Source organism: Cohnella lupini, from assembly GCF_003386205.1.
Lineage (GTDB): Bacteria > Bacillota > Bacilli > Paenibacillales > Paenibacillaceae > Cohnella > Cohnella lupini.
Genome location: NZ_QRDY01000046.1, coordinates 1 through 9,844, shown reverse-complemented (window position 1 = coordinate 9,844; position 9,844 = coordinate 1). Strand labels below are relative to the sequence as shown.

At 42.4% G+C, this 9,844-nt stretch carries 11 protein-coding genes and 1 pseudogene; 3 read left to right on the top strand and 9 right to left on the bottom strand.

Going from position 1 to position 9,844, the window contains the following annotated elements:
• Nucleotides 1-210: 210 nt before the first annotated feature.
• The 5 genes from DFP95_RS28300 to DFP95_RS28280 form a co-directional block, all read right to left on the bottom strand.
• Nucleotides 211-684 carry a UPF0158 family protein gene (locus tag DFP95_RS28300; protein ID WP_115996030.1) on the bottom strand — a complete coding sequence of 158 codons (474 nt, stop codon included), beginning with the start codon at nt 682-684 and terminating at the stop codon, nt 211-213.
• Nucleotides 685-869: 185 nt separating this feature from the next.
• Complete coding sequence (locus DFP95_RS28295; RefSeq protein ID WP_115996029.1) at nt 870-1,181, bottom strand: hypothetical protein; 312 nt, start codon at nt 1,179-1,181, stop codon at nt 870-872.
• A 159-nt stretch (nt 1,182-1,340) separates the two neighbouring features.
• Nucleotides 1,341-2,183 carry a tyrosine-type recombinase/integrase gene (locus tag DFP95_RS28290; protein WP_115996028.1) on the bottom strand — a complete coding sequence of 281 codons (843 nt, stop codon included), beginning with the start codon at nt 2,181-2,183 and terminating at the stop codon, nt 1,341-1,343.
• 123 nt (nt 2,184-2,306) lie between these two features.
• Entirely contained in the window at nt 2,307-2,573 is a 267-nt protein-coding gene (locus tag DFP95_RS28285) for a DUF4190 domain-containing protein (protein ID WP_115996027.1), read from the bottom strand.
• 309 nt (nt 2,574-2,882) lie between these two features.
• Complete coding sequence (locus DFP95_RS28280) at nt 2,883-3,872, bottom strand: tRNA dihydrouridine synthase (protein WP_115996033.1); 990 nt, start codon at nt 3,870-3,872, stop codon at nt 2,883-2,885.
• Nucleotides 3,873-4,364: 492 nt separating this feature from the next.
• Here DFP95_RS28280 and DFP95_RS28275 point away from each other — a divergent pair, with 492 nt between their 5' ends.
• The 3 genes from DFP95_RS28275 to DFP95_RS28265 are packed head-to-tail and all read left to right on the top strand — an operon-like array spanning nt 4,365 to nt 8,052.
• Nucleotides 4,365-5,855, top strand: coding sequence for a spore germination protein (locus tag DFP95_RS28275; RefSeq protein WP_245988046.1), 1,491 nt, complete (start codon nt 4,365-4,367; stop codon nt 5,853-5,855).
• A 3-nt stretch (nt 5,856-5,858) separates the two neighbouring features.
• Nucleotides 5,859-6,956, top strand: a complete 1,098-nt coding sequence (locus DFP95_RS28270) for a GerAB/ArcD/ProY family transporter (RefSeq protein WP_245988044.1) — start codon at nt 5,859-5,861, stop codon at nt 6,954-6,956.
• On the top strand, nt 6,949-8,052 hold the full coding sequence (locus DFP95_RS28265) for a Ger(x)C family spore germination protein (RefSeq protein ID WP_115996026.1): 1,104 nt from the start codon (nt 6,949-6,951) through the stop codon (nt 8,050-8,052). The genes DFP95_RS28270 and DFP95_RS28265 overlap by 8 nt, the downstream gene beginning before the upstream one ends.
• Nucleotides 8,053-8,100: 48 nt before the next feature.
• Here the strand turns inward: DFP95_RS28265 and DFP95_RS28260 are convergent.
• From DFP95_RS28260 to DFP95_RS29200, 4 genes and pseudogenes are all read right to left on the bottom strand, one after another.
• Nucleotides 8,101-8,403, bottom strand: a pseudogene (locus tag DFP95_RS28260) (L-dopachrome tautomerase-related protein); the annotation flags it as partial.
• Between the two features lie 158 nt (nt 8,404-8,561).
• The gene (locus DFP95_RS28255; RefSeq protein ID WP_115996025.1) at nt 8,562-8,819 is read right to left on the bottom strand and encodes a hypothetical protein; all 258 of its coding nucleotides are present in this window, start codon (nt 8,817-8,819) and stop codon (nt 8,562-8,564) included.
• 246 nt (nt 8,820-9,065) lie between these two features.
• Entirely contained in the window at nt 9,066-9,407 is a 342-nt protein-coding gene (locus DFP95_RS29205) for an MBL fold metallo-hydrolase (protein ID WP_220376488.1), read from the bottom strand.
• Nucleotides 9,408-9,650: 243 nt separating this feature from the next.
• Nucleotides 9,651-9,844, bottom strand: a 194-nt coding sequence (locus DFP95_RS29200) for a hypothetical protein (protein WP_220376487.1), incomplete at its 5' end; no start/stop codon positions are given.

The following is a 9,844-nucleotide window of genomic DNA, read 5'->3' as shown; positions in this document are numbered from 1 at the left end:
TTTGAGTAATTCGTTGATTTTGATTAGAATGCATAGTGTAGTCTCCTTGGAATGTATTTGGATCTGTCGCTGGCCAGCAACTGAGATCCTATTACATCTTACCAAGGAGTCTTTTTGTTTCTCAAACCCGATATTTCTCCATAATAGGAATGCTGCCCGTTAGCTCAATCAAGTTGTTTATTCACCCAGTGTAAATATAGCCCTTTCTTACTACTGGATTTCAATATCATGTTCCTTACACCATTCAATTACTAATTCTTTTATCTTACTTTCTTTGTAATTGTACCAATGTTTATCGACACCTTGTTCTATTATTCCATCTTTAAATCTCCGAAACGCTCCTCTTCCTTGAATTGCATCATACAGTTCATCTCTAATGTCTTCATCCTCTAGAGTCGCAATAAAATCCTGTATAATTTCATATTCGTTGTAATCGTTTCTTAACGTGAAGTCAATATAAACCTCGTCTTCGTCCTCAATAATGCTTATTGCTTTTTCTATGTTCTCTCTTTGCCATTCAGGAAAATTTTCAAGTGGTTTTTCATCTTCTGCAGCCCCAATTTCTTCTCTCATTAATGTTATAACTTCGCCTGTTTTGCTGTTTATATAAGTAAAAGTATCTTCAATTTGAAGTTCAATTTCACCGACTAAATCATCCAATTTTACTGGTTTGTTATTCTTCATTTGTCTTTAAGCCCCTTTCCATTCATACAAACATCTTATCCAAAAAACAAACAAAGCTACCCGATCGGCAGCTTTACACTTGATTTGATTAGACTATACCAATTTTTTGGCCACCATACTATCGTATCCGTTTAGCGGAATGACAAACACTACAATGGAGTGGATTCTTCGATTCTCTTAAACCACTAATTGACACTAACCTTTACAAAAATACCATAGTCTAAGATTAATTCCTTTGTATGGGAGTTAATTGAATCCTCCGTGTAAGCTATTTCAGAAGTATCTAATGATTGTGTTGACGAAACTCGTCTAAACTCACCGAAATCATTATAGATGGCTCCTATTGATTCTAGTACCTTATTCTCTTCTTCTGGTGTCATTTTTTGTTGTGGACCAAAATCACTTGTTGTATCTGCAAAACTTTTTGTCGCTACACCGCCAATGAGAATGATGCTAACAGCACAAATAATTATTCCAATACGTTTAATTTTAAACATCTTGTTTTAATCAAATCCTTTCAGCAATTGGAAATGAGACAACCTATTAGATTAGACTAAGCAATCATGGGGAAAGTTTCCATTTATACAAAATTTAATTTTACTATTTGTTTCATCTAATCTACCCCATTAATTGAGGGGGGCTTAAAGCCCCCGATCTTAGAAATAACGGCGGTACAGCTCTCTCCGCCTTTCTCCCCGTAACTGAGCATAGGTCTGAGTTGTAGATGCTTTATCGTGGCCCAGCATACCTTGAATAAACTCTAGCGGAGCACCGTTGTCTAACAGGTGGCAAGCATATGTATGGCGAAAACGATGGGGATATACATTTGCTTTAACTTTGCCGCGGGTAGCTAATTTTTTAAGTGAGTAACGGATTGTCGAGATCGCCATTCGACGAGTTGGAAGGCTTTCCGTTACGAAAAGTGCTTTACAGGAATCTTCACGGCTTTCGACGTATCTCTTTAGCCAGATCTTGCACTCCGTTGTGAAATAGACCTCTCTTTGTTTAGAACCCTTCCCATTCACAACAGCCGAGCAGTTTTCCCAGTTGATGTCTTCAACGTTCAGCCGATGAACCTCGCCAACACGGCAGGCAGTACAATATAGAAATTCCAGCAATGCATGCTCGCGTGGAGATTCGCACGTGATCTTGAGATGAATAACGTCCTCCTCAATCAAGAATTTTGGAATACGTTTGTCCATCTTCGGTTCTCTTAGTTTTAGTGCAGGATTCCTGGCCACATACCCTTCTTCAAATGCAAATCGAAAGAGGGATCTAACGAACCTTATGCGGTGCCCTAAACTGCTTGGCTTCAGCCGTTCTGATTGTTTAGCTAGATATTCTTTGAGCAAGGTTAACGAAACTTCTTCTATATCGAGGTTGCCAATGTCACGGGTCAGCACCTTTATCTGAAGGGAATATGCCTTCAACGTATAAGGACTAAATCCCAAAACGCGCTTGTCTGCCTCATACAAAAACCACAATTCGTTCAAATTCATAACAAAACCTCCCAAGGGCTAATTATCAATAGCTTCGCACCGTTTGGGAGGGTTTAATCTATAGTCTTCGATTTATGATATTGCATAAGCGTTCTCCGTTAGCTTAATCCCAACTTAAATCACTTATCTATTTAAATATAGAATTGTCATCAAAAGAATTGGAATAATAATTCCTAAACAACTACAAACGATACCTGTGATTGCTGTTTTTCTTCCACGTTGTTCGTTAAGCCTTATTTCTTTTAGAGCTACAATGCCAATTATTAAACCAATAACACCTAAAATAAGTCCAACACTAAAAAATAAAGCAAGTGATAAAACCCCTAAAACCAAAGAAGTGACAGCTTTTCTATTGAAAACTTTCCTCTCTAATATCCCCTCGTTTCTCAACGGAAAACCTCCTCTATTCTCTTATGTAATATTCTCCCATATATACTCCGATTCCTTCTTTAACTAATCTGCCCGTTAGTTCAACGAAGTGCAGCTCTCCAAGCTTTTCGTGGCAATGAGATCAATTTCTTGTCAATTTCGGAAATGGGATCAAGTTCTTGTCATTGGGTTATGACAAGAACTTAATCCCATAAATACAAAAAGCCGCGATATACGCGGCCATTAATGAGATAATGTTCTTTGTCACCCGACACAGAACGATGCTCTTAAATATCCTACTCTATCCAAGTCTGATGGACCTTTACCCATCTAATTTCCACGTTCCTCAGCCCCATCATGCTCATTGCTTCCAAATTTATTCAGCAATACATGCACTTCACTTTTTGATTTGGCGTTCATCAAGCTGGTTCTGAGTTCACTTGCTCCTCGAAACCCACGGACATAGATTTTGAAGAAACGGGTAAGAGCACTAAACGAACGTGGTTCCTCTGCTGAGTATTGATCATGCAGATCCAGATGGAGCCGCAGCAGATCAAGCAATTCCGTACTGCTGTGCTCCTTCGGCTCTGTCTCAAATGCATATGGATTTTGAAAAATACCGCGTCCAATCATAATACCGTCGACACCGTATTGTTCAGCAAGCTGTTGGCCGGTCTGACGGTCAGGGATATCCCCGTTAATGGTCAGAAGTGTATCTGGCGCCACCTCATCACGAAGCTTCTTAATCTCCGGAATCAGCTCCCAATGAGCTTTTACTTTGCTCATTTCCTCTCTTGTCCGAAGATGAATGGACAGATTAACAATGTCTTGTTTCAGAATATGGGTTAACCAATCACGCCATTCGTCTAGGTCACTAAAACCGAGCCTTGTTTTTACACTGACAGGCAGTCCTCCGGCTTTGGCGGCTTGGATGATATCCGCTGCGATTTCAGGACGGCAGATCAGGCCGCTGCCCTTCCCATTCTCTGCTACATTCGCCACTGGACAACCCATATTAATATCGATGCCTTTGAATCCTTCTTGCTCCATGCCGATGCTCATTTCACGGAAAAATTCCGGCTTATCTCCCCAGATATGTGCTACAATGGGCTGTTCATCTGGGGTGAAAGTCAAGCGCCCACGTACACTTTTGTTCCCTTCCGGGTGACAATAACTCTCCGTATTCGCAAACTCCGTAAAATACACATCCGGTCTGCCTGCCTCACTTACCACATGGCGAAAAACAACATCTGTTACATCTTCCATGGGCGCTAGTACAAAAAAAGGTCGTGGTAAATCGCGCCAAAAGTTTTCTTTCATCATTAAAAACCCCTCTATAACTACCAGAACAATCGTTGTCCTTAGAATAGTAAAATACTTGCTGTTAGTGGAACATTGTTCAAACACCATCACAGGTTAACAACAGACATTCCATAAAGTACACGACTTTATTATAAACTGAATAATGTCATGATGGGTATGTCCCATTCGTACCGTCAATAATGTTTCATAATTACACCATGTTTTTTGCAATTGGGAATGTCTCCGAATAAAAACTGGACATTTCCCAGCCTTTCGTCGGCAATGACATCAAGTTCTTGTAAATTTCAGTAAGGGGATCAAGTTATTGACATCGATCAATGAAAGAACTTGATCCCATAAATAAAAAAATTTGCGATTTCCCCAGACATTGTCCATTAAAGCCGGAGTCGTATATAGGATCTGTTTAAGTAATAGGCGAAGTGGCGTATATTTTCACAGTTAGGAATCAACACTATCCTCAAGACCAGCAGATTCCAAGGAGATGCGCGGGTGAGTCTTCGTACTAATATACAACGATGGATATTCAATAAAGAATCGGCACAATCCCGGCCCGCCGAGAAACTTCCCGACACGGAACGGAAACCTACTCTAGCCCAAACCTTGGACGAATACAAAGATTGTGCGGATTTAATCCATCGAACCTATCCGGATATTCAAGTCGAAGTTCTGTACTTTGGACATATGGTGAATAAAGACCTCCTGAATCGAGAGGTCATTGCTCTTCTATTAAACGTCGAACCCGATGAAGTAGGTAATCTTCTTAATCAACCGCAGTTCAAGGTTGCTAACGATAGCAAAGGACTCATTATCGGTATCTTATCCGGCCAAATAGCGATTTTCCGGGGTGAAATCGTTTATTTGGCCGATATTCGCGGTCCGGAATCGCGTTCTGTCACGCAATCAGAGACGGAAACGGTCATCACCGGACCGCATGACGCGTTTAACGAAGAGATCGATATTAACCTTTCTTTAATCCGTAGGCGCGTCAAAAGTTCCCACCTCAAAGTCGTAAAGCTTTCCGTCGGTGAAATTACGAAAACGAACGTTTGCGTTCTATACATTCTGGATATCGTTAATATGGATTATGTCGACGAATTCGTAAGGAGAATCCGGGCGATCGAAGTCGACGGAATCTATGACACGAATATGCTTATCCAATATATCGACGATTCGCCGATCTCTATTTTTCCACAATTCCTGACCTCTGAAAGGCCGGATGCGATTGCGTCCAAGCTGTTGGCGGGTCGTGTCATAGGCTTAGTCGATGGCAGTCCTTCCGTTGTAAGTGCCCCAACCTCTTTTTTCGAATTCTTCTCGTCTTCCGACGATTATTACCAAAGATGGAGTATTGGTACGGCCACTCGGTTGCTACGATTCATAGCCTTCGGGATTACCATATCTTTCACCTCGATGTATGTATCCGTTACGACCTTCCATTATGAGATGATTCCCGAAAACTTGCTGTTGACGTTAACGGAATCCAGAAGCCGGGTCCCCTTTCCTCCCCTATACGAAGCCCTGTTGATGGAGGTTACGATCGAACTGTTGCGCGAAGCTGGCGCCCGTCTGCCGACCAAGATCGGACAAACCATTGGTATCGTCGGAGGGATCGTTATCGGACAAGCCGCCGTTCAAGCCGGATTGACCAGCAATATTCTCATCATAGCGGTTGCCTCCTCCGCGATCGCATCCTTTGTTATTCCGAGTTACGTAATGAGCGCATCGATCCGTCTCATTCGATTTTCTTTGATCATGGCTGCCGGAATATGGGGCAACTTCGGGATCGCGATCGCCATTACGGCTCTCGTCATCCATATGTGCGGCCTTACTAGTCTAGGTTCGTCCTATTTGACCCCGGTTGCTCCGTTTAAGTTTAAAGATTGGCGAGATACGTTTATCCGTTCCCCCTTCAAGACTTTAATTGAGAGGCCATCGCAATCCAGAACAAAAAACCGCATCCGGAACAAAATGAAGAAATAGAGGGTGACTGTATTGAAGGAAAAGCTGTCATGCTTTCATGCCGCTATTCTCGTCCATATGACGCAGACCGGAATCGTAATCTTCGCTCTTCCAGGGCTCCTTGCCGTACAATTCGGCACCAACGGATGGCTAGCCGTACCTCTTTACTTCATTGTGACTCTAATCAATGTCTCCCTGATTGCTATCGTCTATCGCGTTGGAGAAGGCAAATCTATATTCGATATCCTTGAGCGCTCCATTCCGAAGGTTATGCTCTATCCGCTTTACGTCTTCTTGATCGGATTATGGTCCTTAATCGGATGCATAGCCGCTAAGAAGTATATACTCTTATTCCAGTTGATTGCATTCCCGACGACGAATCCGATGGCATTTAAGTTCGTGATCGACTTGCTTGCTTATGCCTTGATAGTCAAAGGGTTATATAATATCGCCAAGACGGCAACCGTCTTTTTCTGGCTTATCATCTGGATGGGTTTATTCCTCTTTTATTTTTTCGGGGATCTGGAGTGGGTTACGTTCACGCCGTTCGTCTTTCAAGGTGGCCATCATGACGTTAAGACTTACTTCGACATCTATGCCGCCTTTCTCGGATATGAATTAAGTCTTCTATTCATTGGTTATTCCGATCGCAAAACGCGATTAGTTAAAGCGATTATCTGGGGCAATGGTATTACGGCCATTAATTATATTTTAATTTGCTTAGTCTCATTTGGATTCTTTAGCCTCCCGCAGCTCAAGTCTTTGTTTGTCCCGTTACTGGATCTTCTCGCTTCGATCAAGCTCCCTTTCATCGAGAGAATCGAGAATCTGCTTTACGGGTTTTTCCTTTTCTCGACAATTCTCACGATCGGTATGTACTCGTGGTCAGCCAAAGAAGTGAGTCAAAGAATATTCCCAACCGTTCGGAGCAGATTCTTGGCCTTCGTGATCGTGTTATTGTCTTTTATCGTTTCCTTCATCCCCAAGTCCCTTTACGAAGTCGATAAGTGGCTAAGGTTACTGGCTTATCTTGAATTCTGGGTTGCATTCGGATTACCGCTGTTATTGATCTCCGTATTGATCGTCCAGCGCGGGTCGAAGGGTGAGTTGTCTCATGGTTAAGTGCATTCTTATTGCGTCCGTTTTAGGAACTTCGATCATCCTAAGCGCCTGCAGCGATCGAAGAATCATCGAAGAAATAGGCTTCATCCAATCGGCCAGTTATGATCGATCAGCCGACGGACAACTCATAATCGCCATAAGCATTCCGAAAGCTGATTCCGGATCGAAAGTCAGCCGAGAGGAATTCTTAACGACTGCCCGAAGCGCCAAAGAAGCGCGAATCACTCTATCCCGGCAATCCCAACTGACTCTGGCAAGCGGACAATTGCGGAACGTCTTATTCGGATGTTCATTGGCACGACTCGGGATTTGGGAGCATATCGATTCGCTCGTTCGCGATACGGTCATCTCCCCCCAAGTGAGGATCACTCTCGTTGACGGCGATGCGGCTAAGCTCCTAACTCGTCAATACAAGCAACATCCCATTCCTGGCAGGTATATCGAACAACTGCTGGAGAAGTCCTCCAGGAATCAAACCGTCCCTAAGGTGACGTTACATGATTTCGTCAAAGAATACTACGAAGAGGGCATCGACCCAGTAGCCCCAATCATACGTGATAAAGGTGACCATGTTGAAATAGGCGGAATCGGATTGTTTCGGGATGATCGATACGTTGCAAGTCTCCACCCCGAAGAGGCATTGATTTTCGCGTTCCTAAGAGGGAAATTTAACCAAGGCGAAATTATCATGGATTTAGGGAGCAGAAATGGCATAAAAGAAACCGCAATGTTGAGCGCTATTAACAGCAAGCGTCGTATTACGGTGAATTTCGATCAAGGTGTGCCTACCGTATATTGTCATGCGAGGATTCAAGGTTCGATTATGGAATATAACGGTACTTTGAAGATCAGCGATATCCATGGGCGGCATCAATTGGAAACCCAAATTGCCCAAAACGTAACCGAACGCGCTAACAAAATGATACGACTTATGCAAAATAACGGAGTCGACAGTCTAGGGATCGGCAGGTTTGTACGCAACAGCATGAGCTACTCGGGATGGAAATCGCTCGATTGGATGGCGAAATATCCTGAAGTTAAGGTCATTGTGAATGTATCGGTATTCATCAAGGATGTCGGAAAACTCAAAATTTAAGTGCGAGACATCAATTCTAATCCTCAAATTAGGTAGAGAAAGTGAATATCAAAATGTAGGAGCAGGTAATTCATCAATTTTAATACGAATTAAACTATAAGGTTTTTGTCGCAGATCTTTTCCATAATGAAATCTTGCCTGCCGATGTAGTTGGTTGACGATAAAATATAAGTATTGATCCGTACCAATCGAAAAAGTATCGGGCCATAAAATTCTAGGATCATGCGCGATGGTTTCCGTTATTCCATTCGGCATTATCTTTCGAATACTATCGTTTTCATTATCTCCAGCGTAAACGTTTCCTATTGCATCGGTTATCATTCCATCAGATGCCCCCTTTTCTGCCCAGTAAAATGGAGTGCTGCCGAATCCAGTACCCACAGTGTTCCTCTTCCGTCAGCAATTACGAACGACCCTCGACAATTTCCGCTACCGTAAATCTAACTTCATCTCCCCCGAAACGTAGCTTCAATTGTTTGTTTTCGTTTTCCAATTTATAACTATCGCCTTTATGTATTGAATTGTTTATCAAAAAACAAAAAGCTTCGGCACAAACCGAAGCCTTCCGAATCTCCGTTCCTGATCCTACGATCGTCCTCTATCTGCGCCAAGCGATCTATTGTTGATCCGGCAGACGTAATGCGTTTGCTGAAGTTTGCGCTTGATCTATAAATTCCTCTGCTTGGGTCAATTGCTGCCTGGCCGTCTCTAAAGCTTGTGGATTTTTTGCCCACAATAGCTATTTTTCCGCGAAGTCTTAGATCCATATGAACATCTCCTTACATTCTAATCGAAATCTATTGGCCGAATCTGAAGGAAGCCCGGACGCAAATGTACGGGCCAAGGTTCACGAACCCATTTTGAGGCAGTGTCGATCGAATGAGTCTCTTGCGCTGCCTTTCTCTACTTACTTTGGGCAGACCTCGAAGCTGCTTTGGCAGCATTTGCAGAACCCCAAAGTGATCCGGGATTTACACGGTTTGGGTAAATCTTCAGCATGGCATGATATAAATCTAATGCGGTGTTGTTTCTTTATCCAGACTATTGAAGTCTAATAGATATTGTTTCGTTTCACCCATAATTTGGGGGTTATTTTCATTTTCGGGGACTTTGTGCCCCACAATCACATATTGAGGATTTAGCTGTATCAAACGATCAATTACTTGGATCCAATCATGTCGAGTACTCTCCGTTGTTTCAGCAAGATACTGATGGATTCCATTATAAACGACATCACCGGCCACTAGTAATTGAATATCCGGTATCCATAATGTTGTTGTATTAGCGGTATCCGTAAACCCAGCTTCAATGATTTCAAAGCGATGTCCTTCAATCTCGAAAAAATTAGTATCCATAACATCAGGAAAAACCTGGGGCTGAGGAATTTGATTAGGGAATAATTTATCCCAAAAGCCCTCAATTAAAAGTATCGACTAGAACGGCATCTTTTTCTCCGTAAATAAGAACAGCCGTATTAGAAACCCATTGAAGCTCTTCGTTTCCTTCTGGCAGGTTTCTTGTGAGACTGTTGCGTTTTAAGCTTAGCTCAGCGAATTGTAAGGTTGACATATTAACCACCCTTATAATTTTAATTTTCCTTAGTATTCGTCTTTTTTCTTGATTAAGTCCCCACTTGCGATATTTAACAAAAAAGCACCCGAGTTTCTCGGAGGCCACTGAAAAAGTGTGCTCAAGAGAAAAGGTACAGCAATCCTCAATTTATTGGGGAAGGCTGTACCTTTTCCTTGTATAATTAGGATATCAACCTGAAGTGGGTGGTCACCTAATGATT

Bases quoted from the DNA above. Each gene is read 5' to 3' on its own strand.
- DFP95_RS28290 (WP_115996028.1), bottom strand. From the start codon at position 2,183: ATGAATTTGAACGAATTGTGGTTTTTGTATGAGGCAGACAAGCGCGTT.
- DFP95_RS28300 (WP_115996030.1), bottom strand. From the start codon at position 684: ATGAAGAATAACAAACCAGTAAAATTGGATGATTTAGTCGGTGAAATT.
- DFP95_RS29205 (WP_220376488.1), bottom strand. From the start codon at position 9,407: ATGGATACTAATTTTTTCGAGATTGAAGGACATCGCTTTGAAATCATT.
- DFP95_RS28280 (WP_115996033.1), bottom strand. From the start codon at position 3,872: ATGAAAGAAAACTTTTGGCGCGATTTACCACGACCTTTTTTTGTACTA.
- DFP95_RS28295 (WP_115996029.1), bottom strand. From the start codon at position 1,181: ATGTTTAAAATTAAACGTATTGGAATAATTATTTGTGCTGTTAGCATC.
- DFP95_RS28255 (WP_115996025.1), bottom strand. From the start codon at position 8,819: ATGGATCTAAGACTTCGCGGAAAAATAGCTATTGTGGGCAAAAAATCC.
- DFP95_RS28265 (WP_115996026.1), top strand. From the start codon at position 6,949: ATGGTTAAGTGCATTCTTATTGCGTCCGTTTTAGGAACTTCGATCATC.